Annotated in this window: 13 protein-coding genes; 4 read left to right on the top strand and 9 right to left on the bottom strand. The window is 63.2% G+C overall.

The genetic code is table 11. The features are described from left to right. Positions 1-85: 85 nt before the first annotated feature. The 4 genes from RQX22_RS07230 (at position 86) to RQX22_RS07215 (ending at position 5,316) form a co-directional block, all read left to right on the top strand. Positions 86-1,516: an erythromycin esterase family protein gene (locus RQX22_RS07230; RefSeq protein WP_315725033.1), complete on the top strand. Its 1,431-nt coding sequence runs from the start codon at positions 86-88 to the stop codon at positions 1,514-1,516. Between the two features lie 103 nt (positions 1,517-1,619). Then, positions 1,620-2,408, top strand: coding sequence for an enoyl-CoA hydratase/isomerase family protein (locus RQX22_RS07225; RefSeq protein WP_315725031.1), 789 nt, complete (start codon positions 1,620-1,622; stop codon positions 2,406-2,408). Positions 2,409-2,541: 133 nt separating this feature from the next. Further along, the gene (locus RQX22_RS07220; protein ID WP_315725030.1) at positions 2,542-3,921 is read left to right on the top strand and encodes a serine hydrolase domain-containing protein; all 1,380 of its coding nucleotides are present in this window, start codon (positions 2,542-2,544) and stop codon (positions 3,919-3,921) included. Between the two features lie 48 nt (positions 3,922-3,969). Then, positions 3,970-5,316 (top strand): serine hydrolase domain-containing protein, encoded by a 1,347-nt coding sequence (locus RQX22_RS07215; protein ID WP_315725028.1) that lies wholly within the window; start codon positions 3,970-3,972, stop codon positions 5,314-5,316. 87 nt (positions 5,317-5,403) lie between these two features. Here RQX22_RS07215 and RQX22_RS07210 read toward each other — a convergent pair whose 3' ends face one another. From RQX22_RS07210 to RQX22_RS07170, 9 genes are all read right to left on the bottom strand, one after another. Further along, positions 5,404-6,960: a gamma-glutamyltransferase gene (locus tag RQX22_RS07210; RefSeq protein WP_315725026.1), complete on the bottom strand. Its 1,557-nt coding sequence runs from the start codon at positions 6,958-6,960 to the stop codon at positions 5,404-5,406. A gap of 46 nt (positions 6,961-7,006) precedes the next feature. Continuing rightward, positions 7,007-9,280 carry a S9 family peptidase gene (locus RQX22_RS07205; RefSeq protein ID WP_315725024.1) on the bottom strand — a complete coding sequence of 758 codons (2,274 nt, stop codon included), beginning with the start codon at positions 9,278-9,280 and terminating at the stop codon, positions 7,007-7,009. A 73-nt stretch (positions 9,281-9,353) separates the two neighbouring features. Then, complete coding sequence (gene dapB / locus RQX22_RS07200) at positions 9,354-10,172, bottom strand: 4-hydroxy-tetrahydrodipicolinate reductase (protein WP_315725548.1); 819 nt, start codon at positions 10,170-10,172, stop codon at positions 9,354-9,356. 22 nt (positions 10,173-10,194) lie between these two features. Next, the gene (locus RQX22_RS07195) at positions 10,195-10,929 is read right to left on the bottom strand and encodes a pyridoxamine 5'-phosphate oxidase family protein (protein WP_315725022.1); all 735 of its coding nucleotides are present in this window, start codon (positions 10,927-10,929) and stop codon (positions 10,195-10,197) included. Between the two features lie 5 nt (positions 10,930-10,934). After that, positions 10,935-11,681, bottom strand: coding sequence for a pyrroline-5-carboxylate reductase family protein (locus RQX22_RS07190; protein WP_315725020.1), 747 nt, complete (start codon positions 11,679-11,681; stop codon positions 10,935-10,937). A gap of 393 nt (positions 11,682-12,074) precedes the next feature. Further along, positions 12,075-12,776: a M24 family metallopeptidase gene (locus RQX22_RS07185; protein ID WP_315725018.1), complete on the bottom strand. Its 702-nt coding sequence runs from the start codon at positions 12,774-12,776 to the stop codon at positions 12,075-12,077. Positions 12,777-12,815: 39 nt separating this feature from the next. Beyond that, positions 12,816-13,265, bottom strand: coding sequence for a hypothetical protein (locus RQX22_RS07180; protein WP_315725017.1), 450 nt, complete (start codon positions 13,263-13,265; stop codon positions 12,816-12,818). Positions 13,266-13,317: 52 nt separating this feature from the next. Continuing rightward, positions 13,318-14,847 (bottom strand): serine hydrolase domain-containing protein, encoded by a 1,530-nt coding sequence (locus RQX22_RS07175; RefSeq protein WP_315725015.1) that lies wholly within the window; start codon positions 14,845-14,847, stop codon positions 13,318-13,320. Positions 14,848-14,868: 21 nt separating this feature from the next. Continuing rightward, a complete protein-coding gene (locus tag RQX22_RS07170) occupies positions 14,869-16,206 on the bottom strand; it encodes a serine hydrolase domain-containing protein (protein WP_315725014.1) in 1,338 nt (445 codons plus the stop codon). Between the last annotated feature and the right edge of the window lie 92 nt (positions 16,207-16,298).

The following is a 16,298-nucleotide window of genomic DNA, read 5'->3' as shown; positions in this document are numbered from 1 at the left end:
GGCCGAAAGACCATATTTGCTTCTCATGCAATTTTAATTGACTCGGTAGCAAAATGAACCCTATCATCGAACAAGGAGTGCGAGCATGACCTCATCGAGTCCACTCGGCCAGATGGGCCGCCGATCCTTTCTTGCGGGGACCGCCGCCACGGGTGTCGCCGCTTTGGCATCGCAAGCCGCTTCCGCTCGCGTGACCGTGCCGCAGCGTTATGCAACGATCGACGACTGGATCGCCCGCGAGTCGATCCGCTTCTCTCTCGACAAGAATTTCGATGGCGCCGTCGACCGGCTGATGGCGCGTCTCGGCGACGTCGACATTCTCGGCTTCGGCGAGCCCCTGCACAGCGGCGAGGAGTTCCTGGTCGTCCGCAATCGGTTGTTCCAGCGGCTCGTCGAGAAGCATGGCTTTCGGGCGATCACGATAGAGACCAACGACATGCGGGCGCGGCTGATCGACGATTATATCCAGGGCCGTGGGACGAGCTTCAAGGCGATCGAAGACGAAGGCTTCTCGGTCGGCATCGGCCATTGGGAGCGCAATCGCGATCTCATCGCGTGGCTGAAGCGATATAATGACGATCCGGCCCATAAGGTGAAACTCAACCTTTACGGCACCCTCGCCTCCGACCAGGAGACGACAAAAAGCCCGCGGGATGGCCTGACCTATGCGCTGGCCTATCTCGACAGGACCGATCCGGACGCCGCCGCAAAATATCGGAATATCGTCGATCCCCTGCTGGGCTCGGACAAGGAGTGGGAGGAAACGGCAACGGCTCGGGCCCAGGAGATCATGAAACGGATCTTCGCCGGCGACGAGAATGCCATTCCGCCCACGACCGGCAAGGAGCTCGGCGTGTCGCCGCGCGCCCAGGGTCTTCGTCTGGCTGTGGAAAACCTCATTTTCGAATTCAAGATGCGCCGTCCCGAATTCGTCGGCAAGACCGACATGGATTCCTTCCGCCAGGCGCTCCGTCACCTGGTCGTCGCCCGCAATTTGCTGCTCCTGCATGCGGCGGCGGCGCGGGGCGAATCGTTGGATAGACTCGTGTCGATGCGCGACGCGATGGCGGCCGAGCATCTGGCCTGGATCGCCGAGCGGGAACAGGGCCGCGGCAAGATCATGGTCTTCCTGCACAGCATCCACCTCCGCCGAACCCGGGCGAAGCTGCCCTGGTACGAATTCCTGCCGACCGGCGCACATCTCGACCAGATGTTCGGCGACCGGTTCGCGGTCGTCGCCGGTGCCGTCGGCGAGTCCGAAGCCAATACGATCGACGTGCCTGAAGCGGGCAGTCTCGAAGGCCGGCTGATGGCGCAGGGATCCGACCTGTTCCTGCCGACCGGCCGCAGCCGCGGCCTTCCGCCAGGCGCGCTTGCGGCGCTGCCGCCGCGCAAGGGAAGCGCACCCAATATTCCATATACGCCGCTCAGTCCGCAAAGCGTGGCCGATTATGACGCGATCACCTTCCTGCGATCCGTCACCGTCACGCGCGGCCTGGCGCCGATGCCGGGCTGATGCCTTGCACGGGCGGCGTCGATGAGCGCCGCTCGCCGGGTGATGGGTCGGTTCGACAAGTTGAAAGGGCGGCCGCCTCGGTGCCCTGATCAAGGAGGACGAGTTGAACAGTTACGAAACCATCGCCTTTACACGTCATGGCCGCATCCTCGAAGTCACGCTCAACCAGCCGGACAAGCTCAATGCGGTTGGCGCGGTGCTGCATGAGGAGCTGTCGCGCTTATTCGTCGACTGTTCCAACGATCCGGACTCCGACATCATCGTCCTGACGGGGGCCGGCCGCGCGTTCAGCGCCGGCGGCGACCTCAAGGAAATGCAGGCGATGATCGACGATCCGTCCCTGTTCGAAAAGACGGCGCGCGAGGCCAAACAGATGGTGCTGTCGCTGCTCGATTGCGAGAAGCCGGTCATCGCCAAGGTCAACGGCCACGCTACGGGATTGGGGGCGACCATCGCTTTGCTGTGCGACGTCATCTTTGCTGCGGATTCGGCGAAGATCGGCGATCCCCATGTGAGCGTCGGACTGGTCGCCGGCGACGGCGGCGCGACGATCTGGCCGCAGCTGATCGGTTACGCCCGCGCCCGCGAATTCCTGCTGACCGGTGATCTGATGACGGCAACGGAGGCGGCGCGCATCGGCCTCATCAACCGGGCGGTGCCGCGCGAGGAACTGGACGAAGTCGTCCGGCAATTTGCAGAGAAGCTGGCGTCGGGCGCCACCAAGGCGATCCGCTGGACCAAGATGACGATCAACATCCCGCTCCGCCAACTGGCCGAGTCGATGATGAATGCGAGCATCGCCTATGAAGCGCTGTCGAACCTGACCAGCGACCATCAGGAGGCGATCACCGCACTGGCGGAGAAGCGCCCGCCCAAATTCACCGGCCAATGACGCACCCGGGCCGTTCGACTCGCTGGAGCGGCCCGATTGCATGCTGAGCAATTTCTTCGGATTCAGGGCTTGATCTATATAGCGTTACTATCTACTAGTAGTCAGTAACGCAGAGTAGAAGAAAGGACGAGAGATGAGCGGCAAGGATGACGGGATTTCCACGCTGGCGAACGGCTTCGATCGCCGGTCATTCCTGGCCACCGCCACGGCTCTCGGCGCGGCAACTTTGATTCCTGCCTGCGCGCCGGCAACCCCTGTCACGGCAAGCAAAAGGATTCCTGCAATGGATGGTCTCAACGGATTTGTCGAAGAAGGTTGGGGGCCGGTCGCGGACATCCTCCGCGCCAATCTCAAGGAGGGTCGTGACCTCGGCGCTTCATGCGCCGTCTATGTCGATGGCCGTCCGGTCGTGAACGTGTGGGGCGGTCTCGCCGACAAGGCCGCCAATCGTCCATGGCAGGAGGATACGGTCGCCTTGGTGGCATCGACCACCAAGGGCGCTGCCGCGTTTTGCGCGAACCTCCTCGCCCAGCGTGGCCAACTCGACATGGATGCACCGGTCACCCGCTATTGGCCGGAATTCGGCCAGGCGGGGAAGGAGGATGTCCCGGTCCGTTATCTGCTCTCCCACCAGGTCGGCCTGCCTTACACCGACACAGTGGTGACGTTCGAAGACCTGCGCGCCTGGCATCCGGCCATTCGCGCGCTGGAGGTCCAGAAGCCGCTCTGGACCCCCGGCACCGAGCATATGTACCATGCCGTGACCTATGGCTTCCTGGTCGGCGAAATCGTCCGGCGGGTGACCGGCAAGACGCTCGGCACCTTCTTCCAGGAAGAGATCGCCCGGCCGCTCAAGCTCTCGGCCTGGATCGGCCTGCCGGAAGAAATCGAACCGCGCGTCGCCACGGTCGAGCAGGAGCCCTATCCAGAGAATTTCATGGGCGCGATGGTCGCCGATTTCGCCAAGGTGATGGGGTGGGAAGTTCCCATCGCAGTCGAGGTGATCAAGACCATGTACGGGCCCGGCACCGACTTCTTCAAGGCCGGCCAGTTCGGCGGCTTCAATGGGGAGAATGTCGGTTCGCGCGCCTATCGGGCGATGGAATTCCCCGGCGGCAACATGTTCACCAACGCCCATTCGCTCGCCCGCATGTACGGCGCGACGGTGGCGGAGGTCGACGGCTTCCGGCTGCTGACGCCGGAGACGGTAGCAAAAATGACGGAGATCCAGACCGTCAATTCCCGCATGCACGGCGCGCCGCCCGAGCTGGAACCCTATGCGCGCAAGATGTTCAACATGTCGCTGGGCTTCCATCGGCCCAATTCGTCGATGCTTCCGTTGCTCGGCCCCGCTTCGTTCGGTCATCCCGGCAGCGGCGGATCGCTCGGCGCCGGTGACCCGGATTCGCGTGTCGGCTTCGGCTACGTCCCCAATCTCTGGGCCGCGAAGATGATCGACATGCGGCAGATCGAACTGACCAATGCGGTCAGGAAATGTCTGGGCAAGGCATAAGCCAGTGAACCCGTCCGGCCGGGCGAAATCGAACGAAAAGGACGCATCATGAACCGGACGGATTTCGATCGTCGATCACTCCTGACAGCCACGGCGGTTCTCGGCGCTGCGGCCTTGTTCCCCAAGACCCTCCGCGCCGCGGACGCCGTCAGCAAAAGGTACGAAACAATGGATGGCATCACTGGTTTGGTCGAAAAGGGCTGGGAGCCTGTGGCGGACATCATCCGCGCCAATCTCAAGAACGGGAAAGAAGTCGGGACCTCATGCTGCGTCTATCTGGACGGGCATCCGGTGGTCGACATCTGGGGCGGCCTGGCCGACAGCAAGACGGGACGTAAGTGGGAACGAGAAACCGTCACCGTTCTCGCATCGACCACGAAGGGCGCGGTCGCCATCTGTGCCCATCTTCTCGTGCAACGCGGCAAGCTCGATCTCGAAGCGCCCGTCGCCAAATATTGGCCGGAATTCGGCCAGGCCGGCAAGGAAACAATTCCGGTCCGCTATCTGCTCGCGCACCAGGCCGGGCTGCCGCTGATCGACACCCCCGTGACGTTCGAGGAGACGGCCAAATGGGGGCCGATGATTCACGCATTTGAAGTCCAGAAGCCGCTCTGGGAGCCCGGCACCGAACATCTCTATCATGCGGAATCCTTCGGCTATCTGGTCGGCGAACTGGTCAGGCGCGTCAGCGGCAAGACCATCGGCAAATTCTTTCACGAGGAAATCGCCGTCCCGCTCGGCTTGACTGCCTGGATCGGCATGCCCGAGGAATATGAGCCGCTTTATTCGCAACGCGAATGGACCATCCCTTCCAAATCCCCGGAGGTAATGGTTGCCGAATTCTCCAAGGCGATGGGGTTCGACCCCGCAGTGGCGGCCGCGCTGATGCAAGGCTTGTACGCACCCGATTCGGCCTTCATGCGAGCCGGGCAGGTGGGCGCCGTCACGCCCGAGATCTTCCTCTCGCGGGCCTATCGGGCTGGTGAATTCCCCGCGAGCAATATGGTGGCCAACGCCCGTTCCCTCGCTCGCATGTATGCGGCGACGGTGAGCGACGTCGACGGCATCCGCATCCTCCGGGCCGACACGGTGGCAAAAGCGACGGAAGTCCAGACCGACCGCTCCCGTATGCACGGCGTCCCAGAGGAATTGCAGCCCTACACGAAGAAATTGTTCAACATGTCGCTGGGCTTCTGGCGACCCACATTGCCGGTCAATCCCATGTTGGGTCCCAATTCATTCGGGCATCCTGGATCCGGTGGCTCGCTCGGCGCTGCCGACCCGGAATCCCGCGTCGCCTTCGGCTATGTTCCGAATTATGCGGAGATCGGTCTCCTCGATCCGCGCGCCAGCGAACTTACCGCGGCGGTCAGGAAGTGTCTCGGTAAGGCTTAGGCGCAGGCGGGGGCCAAATATTCCTGAACCAAGCGCGACCGCGGGAATCGATCGACGATCGTTTCTGGCGGGCACTTCAATCTGACCCTAATATCCTGCCACACGGCCGAGCCGCCTTGGATCGGCGGCCCCGTCCAAAGTCCCATCTTCTGCAATGTGCAGCGAATGGCAGCTGCCCATCTCCTGTTCCCACGGCGACACCCTTTGCACCTTCAGGCCACGCCGCTCGACGTCCGCTATGATCGTCTCCCCCATCGTCGCCTCGATAATCGGCCGCTGGCTCGGATAGAGGGTCGCGCCGAACATCGGCTGCTGCACGGATTCACCCGGGGTCATTCCCCATTCGAGCACATTGACGCTGTTCTGGAAGACGTTCTGGATCGCCGAGATGGACGGTGATGCGGCCGTGAAGAGCGGCTTGCCGCCGCGCAGCATCAGCAGGCTGGTCCCCCACCCTGCCGGCAACGGTACCGGGCGCCGGGCGAAATGGTAGACAGGTCGGGCAAGGAGGACGCCGTCCGCGATCAGGCCGACTCCGAATGGCGTGCTGGTGGTCGAGTGCGTGCCATGGGCGATCAGGCCGGATTCATCGATGGCGACGATCCCGCAGGTATCCATGCTCATGCCGTCGAATGGATGCGGGGGACCCGATTTGACCTGAGGCCAGAGCTTCTCTGCTGCTTCCGGAGAAACGGCATCGATCGCCTGCTGAAAGCCGCCGAAGCCGGCCGTCCCGGACTGGGCGAGCGCCAAGCCATGGTGCCAGCTTTCCTCGATGATCCGCATCGATAGATAGAGGCTGTCGGCATCCTCGGTCGGCCGGCCCATCTTGCCGAGATTGCCGATGGACGCGAGGTTGAGCGCGAGCGCGAACAAAAGCCCGCTCGTGTGCAGCGCGTCGCCATTGGCAAGAACGAGCTCGGGCAAATCCATGTCGATGATCTTGTCCGGCGCCGACGCCATGTCGTCGAGCGTGAGCCGGCCGCCGGCCGCCTGCGCGACATCGACATAATGTCTGGCGAAGTCGCCCCGGTAGAAATAGTCCGGGCCTTGTTCGGCCACGCCCTCGATCGTGCGAGCGAGCGCGGGCTGACGAAGTTCCTCGCCGACACAGACCAACCGGCCGCCCGGATACCAGACGTCACGCCCGGCCTGGGTGATGCCGGGCACGTTGCGATATTCCCAGATCGTGCCCCACAGCAATTGATCGACGATGAAGCCGTCGCGCGCGCAGGAAAGGGCGTCGGTCCACAGATCGGACCAGGCGAGCTTGCCCCATTTCTTCCACGCGCCATGCGCGGCCGAGACCCAGGCTGGCACCGTCGCTGTTCGGCCCGATTGAAAGGCGTCGTCGTCGAACGTGGAGACATTTTCGGCGGCCGGAAGCAGCGCCATGCCGCCCACCGCCCGACTCTTTCCGGTCGCAGGGTCGAACACCATGATGCCGAGACCGCCGCCCAGGCCCGTCATGGTCGGTTCGACGACGGTCTGGACCGCTGCCGCGGCAAGATAGGCATCGACGGCGGTGCCGCCACGCCGGAGCGCCGTCAGGCCAGCTTCCGTCGCCAGCGGATGGGAGGTCGAGATCATCGCCTTGCCCGCGGTCGCCGAAACGTAAGCGGGGTCCGGGCGCGCTGGCCTCATTCTCGGAAAGGGGACATTGTTCATCGAACCGAGCTCCATGCAGATTTCAACCGATCAGACCATCGAGGCGGATGGGCGGGTCGGCGATGCGGTAGCCGGCCGGCGGCTCTACGCCCTGCAAATGCCTCACCAGGAAATCCCAGCGGCGGCGATAGACGTAGCCGATATAGCCGACGAAGGCGTGCTCGGCCCCAGGCACGATCAGCAGATCGAAATCCTTGTTGGCCGCGATCAGCCTGTCGACAAGCCGCATCGTCATGTGCGGATGGACATTGTCGTCCATCTCGCCATGGATCAGCAGCAATTTGCCCTGCAGACGTTCGGCGAGCTCGACATTGGACGCCGCAAGATAGGCCTCCTCATTCCCTTCGAGCGGACCGATATGCGTCTCGCCCCAGGAGGCCTGATAGAGGCGCTGATCGTGATTGCCGCAGGATGAAACGCCGACCTTGTAGAAATCGGGATATGTGCAAAGCGCGCGGACCGTCGCGAAGCCGCCGCCGGACAGCCCGAAAATGCCGACGCGGTCGAGATCCATCCAGGGGCGGGTCTCGGCAAGCTGACGGATCGCCGCGACATGGTCCTCGAGGAAGCCGGCATTTTCGAGATGGCCGCGGGCCAGATCGAGGAAGGCCTTGCTTCGCCCCGGCGTCCCGCGCCCGTCCAGGGTCACGACGACGAAGCCGAGCGCAGCGACGGATTCGACATCATAATGGACGCGGTCGCCGAAATTCGGATTGACGCGGCCATGCTGCGGCCCGGGATATGGGGAGTCGATCACGGCATAGCGCTGGCTCGAATCGAAGCCGTGCGGGCGATAGAGATTGCCGTAAATGTCGGTGACGCCATCGGCCGCCTTCACGCAGAAGCGCTCGGGGGCGGTCCAGCCCGCCTCCAGCAGCTTCGAAATGTCGGCTTGTTCAAGCTCGACCATTAGCTTGCCGTTCCAGTCACGCACGCTGACGACCGGCGGCGTGTCGACCGCGGACGCGGAGTCGACATAATAAGCGCCGCTCGGCGGAATGGTGACGATATGATCGAGATCGTCGTCGCCGAGGCGCGTAAAGCCGTGGCCGTCCAGGCCAACCCGGCAGACCTGACGCCGATACGGATCCGACGCCACCAGCCCCGCGGCGATGAAGGTCACGACACGCGCCTGCTCATCGACGTGCAGGATCTCCTCGACCAGCCACTCCCCCGACGTGACCTGGTTCAGCAGCGCGCCGTCTTTCGTGTCGTAAAGATAGAGGTGGCCCCAGCCGTCACGCTGGGAAAACCACAAGGCCTCTTCGCCGCTCGAAAGCACGCGAACGATCGGTTTGGCGCCGAGGATCTGGGTAGCGTGGAGATAGCCTTCGCCTTTCTCCTCGATCAGGGTCCGGACCTCTCCCGTCTTCGGGTCGAGGCGCTTGAGCCACAATGTCTGCAGATCCCTTGGCTGCTCGAGGAAATAGATGGTGGCGCCGTCCTCCGCCCACCATGTTTCGTGGGACATCAAAGGCGACATGAGCCACATCAGCATCGGTCCGCTCTCGGCCCTGACCGTCGCGCCTGTTTCCGCATCGAAGACGATCAGTTCGCCCATCGCAACTTTCTCGTCGCCGGGCAGCGCAAAGCGATAGCTGTGCAGGATCGGCGGCTCGCCATTGGGCGGTGCAGTCTCGATCAGATGAGACAGGCGAAGCCCGCTTTGATCGATGCGATGGGTGACGAAGGAGCGCGAATCCGGCGACCAGGCGACGAGCGGCGGTAGATGCGGAACCCCGACCTTCCGCAGCAATGCCCCGAAGCTTAGCGAATCCAGCGGCGAGGCATAGCTATTGTCGGCGATGCCGTCCGAAGTCAGTGCACGCTCTTCGCCCGTTGCTGAGGAGCGGATCCAAAGGTCATGTCCGCGTCGCGAAACCGCCCATTTGCCGTCCGGCGATTTCACTTCCAGCGGGTTCGCCGAAATATGCCCTTCGATCTTCTCGCAGGCATAGGTATCGAGATCGCATCGCCACTGTGCGCCGAAAGCGTCGAACGCGACCGCATCATCCTCGGGCCGGATCGACCGGAAGGGCAGCGCCGCCGCATCCACCGGCTCGCCGCTCGCCGCCTTCAGCGCATCGGCCAACCGTCCGTGATCGAAGGCCGGTGCTCGGCATTTCCTACCCGGATCGACCAGGATGAATTCATGCCCGGCGGGACTTTCCCTGAGATACCAGAAAGCCTGCCCCTTCTCGATCCAGACCGGCTTGACGGCACCGCCGGCAACAAGTTTGGAGCGGGTAAAGGGCAACAGCCTTTCCGCACGCTCATAGTCCCTGACATCTGCCATCGTCATTCCTTCTTCCAAGCGCCGGTACGGTTCCTCTGATGGGCGATGCGTGGATTGCAGAGCCGTTCGACATTCAGTTCAAGGCAAGCACCGACTCCAGTCCACGGTGGACGCCGATAAGCTGGGGGGCCTTGCGAATGGCGAGCAACGTGCCGCCGATATAGGGTTCGGCACGGGTGAGCGCCTCATGCCTGATGGTCAGCCGCTCATGGCCGCGGCCGAAAATGATCTCGAAACCGGCAACCATGCCCGGCAGCCGCAAGGCGTGAACCTGCGTGCCTTCGATCGTGGCACCCCGAGACCGATTGTCGCCGACAAAGGCATCGAGCGCCAATTTTCGCTCCGGCCCACCGCGCTCGGCGAGGCGATTGGCGAGCTCGCGGGCGGTGGCGCTGACGGCATCGATCTTCCCGTCGTGGGCGAATTCGATGATTTCCCAACTCTTGAGGTGATTGGCGGCATCGGCGGCGAAAATCTGCGCCAGCGTCGCGGTAATGGCGAAATTGCCGTGGATCGCCCCGATCTTCTTGTCACGCGCGAGACGATCCAGTTGCTCGAACTCTTCGGCGGTGATCCCCGACGTCCCCACCACAACCGGAATGCCGGCTTCGAGCCCGGCCCGCACATTGGCATAAGCCACATTTGCCGACGTATAGTCGACGAGCACATCGAACCGGTCTCGTTCCAAGGCCTCGGCCAGGCTTGGCCGGATGTCCAGGTCGCAATCGCAACCAAGAAGCGCGCCGACGGTGCGCCCGCTTGCACTGCGCGCAACTGCCGAGGTCAGTCGCAGATCATCCTGTTCGAGGATGGACTTGGCCAGCAATCGTCCGACTTCGCCGCTGACGCCCGCGACGCAGACCGAAATAGGGAGCTTCGTTGCCGCTGTCATCACCGACCGACGCCTGCCGGCATCAGCTTTCCGTCCGGGCGGCACCCCGCCTGATCGCGAGCAAGGTCGTATCCAGCCTCGCTCCTTCCTTGAACGCTTCGACCTCCGGCCCCGGCTCGATGCCCGGCTTGAGCTCCGGACACGGAATGATACGGGTGATGCGGTTCTCGATGATGATATCCCCGGCCCAGACCGGCTGGTATCTGTTCTCGACTGGTTCGCCCGACGCAGGCTTGGCGCGGATCTTCGCAACCGCCTCGTCGATCGTCATTCTCATGAACGTCGCCTGCTTCATTTCGGCCGCGGTCGGCACGATGACCTGATCGTTCCTGCCCGGAAGGAAGTTCTCGATCAGGGCGTCGGCTGCGCGCTTCTTCTCCACCGGATCGTCGACGACCCCCGCACGGCCAAAAAGCATTGCAGAACGAAAGTTGACCGCATGGTGAAAAGCGCTCCGCACCAGCACGAGCCCGTCCAGAAAGGTAATAGTGAGGCAGATGTCGATCTGCTTCGCTTGCGCCATTATCATCTTGCTGCCAACGGAGCCGTGCCAATAGACATGGTTGCCGTCCCGCCAGAAGAGGGTGGGTGTGCAATATGGCTGTCCGTCGATCACATAAGCGATGTGGCAGATCAATGCGGAATCAAGCAGCTCGTATACGGTGTCGACATCGTAGCTGGCACGCTCCCGCATCCGCTTCGCTTTGTTGCGCTTGGTGACGGAGAATTTAGATTTTTCGGCTTTCGAGTCAGTCACTTCCGTCATCCATGATAGGGCTGTGAGAGGCGGGTGAGTACGTCGGCCATCGCTTCCTGGAACATCGGCCGGATACCGCAGCGTTCCAGCGCGGCGACGCCGCGGACCGTGGATTCCCCCGGCGTGGCGACTTCCCGGCGGGCGGCGAGCGTGTCGTAGCCCTTCTCCGCGATGAGATGCGCCGTTCCGATCAATGTCTGCACGAACATCGCCTGGCCCAGCTTCGGCGCCAGCCCGTTGACGGCTGCGGCATCGACCATCGCTTCGATAAGGAGGGCGATATAGGCCGGCGTGACGCCGATCGTCGCCGTTCCCAGGTTCATCTGCGATTCGGGAAGTACGAACACCTTTCCCACCCGCTCGAACAGGGGAACGGCTGCCTCGCCGCCCTCAGCTATACAGGACACGCCCATGCGAAGCTGGACGGGCGTATTAGGCATGATGCGGGCGACCGTCGAATTAGGATAGGCCTGTTTCAGCTGAGCCATCGTCGTCGGTGCCAGGACGGAAAAGACCTGTTTGCCGCTCGCGTCAACTTCACCTGCAATCTCTTCCAACTGGTGCGGGTGATGGCCAAGGATGATCGTGTCGGCACGCCGCACAAGCTCCGCATTGCTGGCGACGACTTCGCCGCCAATGTCCGCGACCAGGCGTGCGGCGCGACCGGAGCCACGGTCCGTGGCGAGGACAGGCTCGCCCCAGCCCCGCGCCAGCGCACCCGCCATATTTCCTGCGCCGATAATCCCCAGCATGTCTTGCTCCAATCTCCACGAAGCCGCGCAACCGCGCTCGGCAGAGCCGTTTGAATCACGTCATATTCGGACCTTGGCCGCCGGCTTTCCCGGCTCGCTTCCCCCGGACCGGCAAGACGATGGCGGCGATTGCCCCGTCCGCTCTCTCTTCCTTGTATTTGCATGCTAGTCAAGCATAATTGCATTGGGTGCAATTACGGCGAACGGTCAAAATGCTTGCCCAAGGCGACAGGACAATGCCTGTCACCTCATCGCTACGGACGAGAATCGTCGGCAGGTCGCAACGAGACCTTCGCGCAGACCAGCCTACGGTAAGGCGGATCGGAGCGAGGATTTGGGAATGAAGTCAGGCCGGTTCGGAGAAAACCGCAGGTCAGTCATGTAAGTTGCCTGTCACGCAACTTTTGCTGCCGCCTCGTCGGCCAGCAATATGTCCTCGAAGAAGGCGCCGAACGGCTTGGTCGGATGGCGAATCTGAACCTCCAGCACCCACAAGCCGGTGCTCGGACTAAATTCCGAATTCGCCAACGTGCCTTGATGATGAACGGCGTGGGGAAAATCCGAAATGCGGTGTCCGGCCATTTTCAGGTTCATCTTCCAACCAAGGCTTTCCGCATGCGAAGCGGCGAATTCATAGAGATCTGTTCCGGTCAGGCCCTGGTCGCGCCACTTGGCCTGGGTCGCGTCGAAGACTGCGTGCACGTCTCGCCGGATGGCCAGAAATTCGGGATTGTCGCCAATGACGAACGTGTCACCGCCATCCCCTTCCCATTTCTTCCACACCGGACCGATGTCGATGAAGAAGATGTCGGAATCCTTGAGAACGACGTCGGGGTCGGTCAGATCGCTATAATCCTTCACCGTATTTTCGCCGAAGCGCACGACGATGCCATGCCATCCGCGCAGCAAGTCCGCTTCCTTCAGCTTCCGGCGCGCCACCCGCATGCCTTCCGCTTCCGTCATGCCGGGATGGATAGCGGCGGCGATCTCCTGGATCACGTCGGTGGTTCGCCGCCGCGCCTCGAGCATGCCGGCCACCTCGTAATGGTTTCCCACTGCTTCGTGCGCGTCACGGATGTTCCCGTCAGTCTGCATATCCATCCTCTTTCGTCATCAGATCGATCGGCGATTCACCTAGCCATCCCAAGAAGGAGACGCCTCATAGGGCGCGGTGATCTCGGCAAGCCGGTCGTGAAGGTTGAGCTTGTGCAACCATTCGGGCGCGCCACTCAGGCTGCCGGAAAAGCGAAGTTTACCCGCTTTCGCCAGCCGTTCGAAGACACCCAGTTCGCGCGTCTCCTTGGTCGGCAGGTCGCCCCAGGGCGCGATGCTCTCAAAATCGGCAACCAGTTTGAAGTCTGCATCCTCCCAGGCCCGGTCGGGAAATTGGAGCTGGCCGTCGACGATCCGAAAGCCGAACAGGAGGTCGGCGTCGCCGCCCTGCCGCAAATGCGCCGGCACGTTCTTGAGCGTTTCGTGCATGCCGAACGCACTGGTGGACAGATCCTGCCCCGCCGCGGCGTTGCGGATGATGGTCCGATAAGCCTCTAGCCATTCCGGGCTCCCCAGCACCAGCTTGGTCATCAAAATCTTCTCCTGGCCAAATGACATCCACCCAAGGTCGCTGCACGCATCATCAGCTTGCCTTTGGAATGAAGTTGAGGTCGTTGTGCAGCGCCATGCGGCGGCTGGCCGTTGCCGGGAGCACCGCCAGCAACCGGGTGCGGCCAAAGCTCGAATGCGTGGCAGGATCCCAGCTCACCGGCGCGTACAGACCTTCGCCGATGCTGCGAAAGCGCGTCGGGGGGAACCGGCCTCGTCCCCACATCTGCTCGAAGAAGTCGCGATGCTCCTGGTCGATCGGCTCGTAATTGTGGGTCATGATAAGCTCTTCGCCATCGACCTCCACCATCACCCTGTCCTGGAGAATGCGATATTCGCCGGCGACATCCGCCGGGATCGGCTGCGGCTTGACCGTCATCGGCGATAGAGCGGACCGTCCCGTCATCTGCTCGATCGCTTCCATGCGCAATGCGGCGTTCAAGCCGCCCGCGCCGGGGCCTGCCGCAAAGCTGACGATAACCGCGTCATGGTCGGGAACGATGCAGAGGCTGGAGCCGCCGCCGATCGATCCGCCGCCATGCTGAAAGGCCGTCGTGCCGGCGATCGGAAACTTCCACCAGCCGAGCCCGACCGGCGGCGCCTGCTGCATGCCGAGATCGAAGCTGGTCGTCCGCATCGCCTCGACCGATTCAGCGCTGAGCACGCGTGTGCCGTTCGGCGCCACGCCACCCCGCAAATGCATGCGGCCAAAGGCGAGCATGTCCTGCGGACTGACGATCGCGGTGGTGCCGCCGCCAGCCAATCCTTCGCCCAAAGTGAATGTCGGCGTCGCCACCAATTCCTTGCCGTCCGGACTCGGGACTGCGCCGATCGCGGTCCGGCGCAGGAAAGCCTGGGTCTGCACCGCCGTGGCGTCGCGCATGCCGGCCGGACCGAACAGCTCGGACCGGATTGCCAGCTCGAACGGCAATCCCGTCACCTCCTCGATCACGCGGGACGCAACGACGAAGCCGGGATTGGAATAAGTGACGCAGGTACCCGGCTCGAACAAAGCGCCCACCCTGGGCAGATAGGCGGTATAGGACCGGCCCGCTTCGCGGCCGCGCACCATCCAGGGGCAGAGCGTGTGGGCGTCGATGCCATTGGTATGATTGAGCAGCATCCGCACCTTGATGCGCGCAGCCGCCTCCCGATCGCTCAAAGTGAATTCGGGAACGTAATGCTGCGCCGGGGCATCCAGGTCGACCAGGCCGCGTTCGACAAGCCGCAGCATGATCGTCGTTACCAGAACCTTGGTGACGGAGCCGAGCAGGAAGCCTGTATCCGGAGTGAAGGGCTGGCCGGTGTTGAGATTGGCGCTGCCGCTGACCAGCACCAGTTCCTCGTCGCCAATCGACACCGCGACGACGGCGCCGGCAACGCGACGAGCGGCGGGGTTCTGCAGCAGCGCGTGCAGACGCTCGCCGATCGCCCGCAGCGCGGGCGACCTGGCGGCGAGCAGTCCGGAAGATTGGGCGAAGGCGTAGCGGGGCACGAGCCCGGTGGCGCCGAGCGCGGCTGCGCACGCCAGAACTGACCGGCGGCTATATGCCTGTGCGCTCACCTGCCCCTCACTTTCTTTGCCTCAGGCTTTGCCGAGGCATTTCCTGACCGCCTCGGTCAGCGCCATGTGGCGCCTGTCGACCATCGTCGCCGGCCCGTAATTGGTCACATAGCCGAAGCCGACGCGGGATTCGGGATCGCCAGCGCCGAGAGAACCGCCGCTTCCCGGATGGCCGAAAGACGCCGGCCCGAGCAAGGGCAGCGGTGGGCTCGGCCGCCAGAAGCCGAGCGACATGTTGAACAGATGTGCTTGATAAGGAAGCAACTCGGGCGAGGCGCCGTGCATGCGGGAGCGGTTCGTCTGGACCTCGGTCATCCTCGCCACCGTTTCCGGGCGAAGGATCCGGAGGCCGTCCACCTTGCTCACCGTCGCTGCATACATCCGGGCGAGCGAATGCGCGTTGGCCAGCATGTTGCCGGAAGGAAACTCCGCTGCCCTGAAGGCACGCGACTTGTAATCTTCCGGCGTGCCGCCGCCGACCCCGCCAGCCCTTCTGAACACCGAACCCGGTCCGTAGAGCTTGGTCACCACGAACTCGGCCAATTCGGGCTCCAGCTGCAAGGCCGCGCCGAATTCGGCCGCCAACTCGCTGAGCGGCCGCGACGTGTAGGGCTGCGAATAGGATTTGGCGACGCGCGGCTCGATCTCTTCCGGCAGGCCTATCCACGCCGAAAGCCCAAGCGGCCGGCCGACCTCGTCTTGGAAGAAGGTGCCCAGGCTCTTTCCGGTGATGCGCCGCACCAATTCGCCGACGAGAAAGCCGATCGTCGTGGCATGGTAGAGATGCTCGGTCCCCGGCTCCCAGATCGGCTTCTGCACCTCCAGCGCCCGGATCATCGGGTGCCATGCGACCGCTTCCTCGAATGTCACCGGCGTGTCGATGATCGGTAGGCCGGCCTGATGGGCGAGCACGTGCCGGACGAGGATCTTCTCCTTGCCGGCCTGGCCGAATTCCGGCCAATAGCGCGTCACCGGGGCATCGAGATCGAGCTGGCCGCGCTGGACGAGAAGATGGGCGCAAATCGCCGTCGCGCCTTTGGTGGTGGAGGCGACGCCGATCACCGTATCGCGCTCCCAGGGCCGATTGGTCTCACGGTTCGCCATCCCACCCCAAATGTCGACGACCGGATGACCGTCGACATAGACGCAGCATGATGCGCCCACGTCCCGGCCAGCCTTGAAGTTGGCGCCGAACGCGTCGGCGACCCGCTCCCAGCCCTTCTCGACCCGCCCCCTCACCTCGCTGGACGGCACGGGCTGGGCGAAGGCCCGGCCGGGAGCCATGGCCGCAGCGCCGACGGCGGCCGCCGCTGCGGCCGCCGTCAGAAGCGATCGACGATCGAATTCCTGTGAGCCCATGCAAAAGTCCCCAACACTGGTCGATTCAAGCTGTGAAGTTGAACGCCTGAATTGTCTTCGGGTCAAGGATATTTGCTTTGCACGCAATTATT

The organism is Sphingosinicella rhizophila (assembly GCF_032378825.1).
In the GTDB taxonomy this organism is placed as follows: domain Bacteria; phylum Pseudomonadota; class Alphaproteobacteria; order Sphingomonadales; family Sphingomonadaceae; genus Allosphingosinicella; species Allosphingosinicella rhizophila.
This window is presented reverse-complemented; position numbering and strand designations above follow the sequence as displayed.

Coding starts and splice junctions, on each gene's coding strand:
- RQX22_RS07230 (WP_315725033.1), top strand. CDS start 86: ATGACCTCATCGAGTCCACTCGGCCAGATGGGCCGCCGATCCTTTCTT.
- RQX22_RS07220 (WP_315725030.1), top strand. CDS start 2,542: ATGAGCGGCAAGGATGACGGGATTTCCACGCTGGCGAACGGCTTCGAT.
- RQX22_RS07215 (WP_315725028.1), top strand. CDS start 3,970: ATGAACCGGACGGATTTCGATCGTCGATCACTCCTGACAGCCACGGCG.
- RQX22_RS07210 (WP_315725026.1), bottom strand. CDS start 6,960: ATGAGGCCAGCGCGCCCGGACCCCGCTTACGTTTCGGCGACCGCGGGC.
- RQX22_RS07205 (WP_315725024.1), bottom strand. CDS start 9,280: ATGGCAGATGTCAGGGACTATGAGCGTGCGGAAAGGCTGTTGCCCTTT.
- dapB (WP_315725548.1), bottom strand. CDS start 10,172: ATGACAGCGGCAACGAAGCTCCCTATTTCGGTCTGCGTCGCGGGCGTC.
- RQX22_RS07190 (WP_315725020.1), bottom strand. CDS start 11,681: ATGCTGGGGATTATCGGCGCAGGAAATATGGCGGGTGCGCTGGCGCGG.
- RQX22_RS07185 (WP_315725018.1), bottom strand. CDS start 12,776: ATGCAGACTGACGGGAACATCCGTGACGCGCACGAAGCAGTGGGAAAC.
- RQX22_RS07180 (WP_315725017.1), bottom strand. CDS start 13,265: ATGACCAAGCTGGTGCTGGGGAGCCCGGAATGGCTAGAGGCTTATCGG.
- RQX22_RS07170 (WP_315725014.1), bottom strand. CDS start 16,206: ATGGGCTCACAGGAATTCGATCGTCGATCGCTTCTGACGGCGGCCGCA.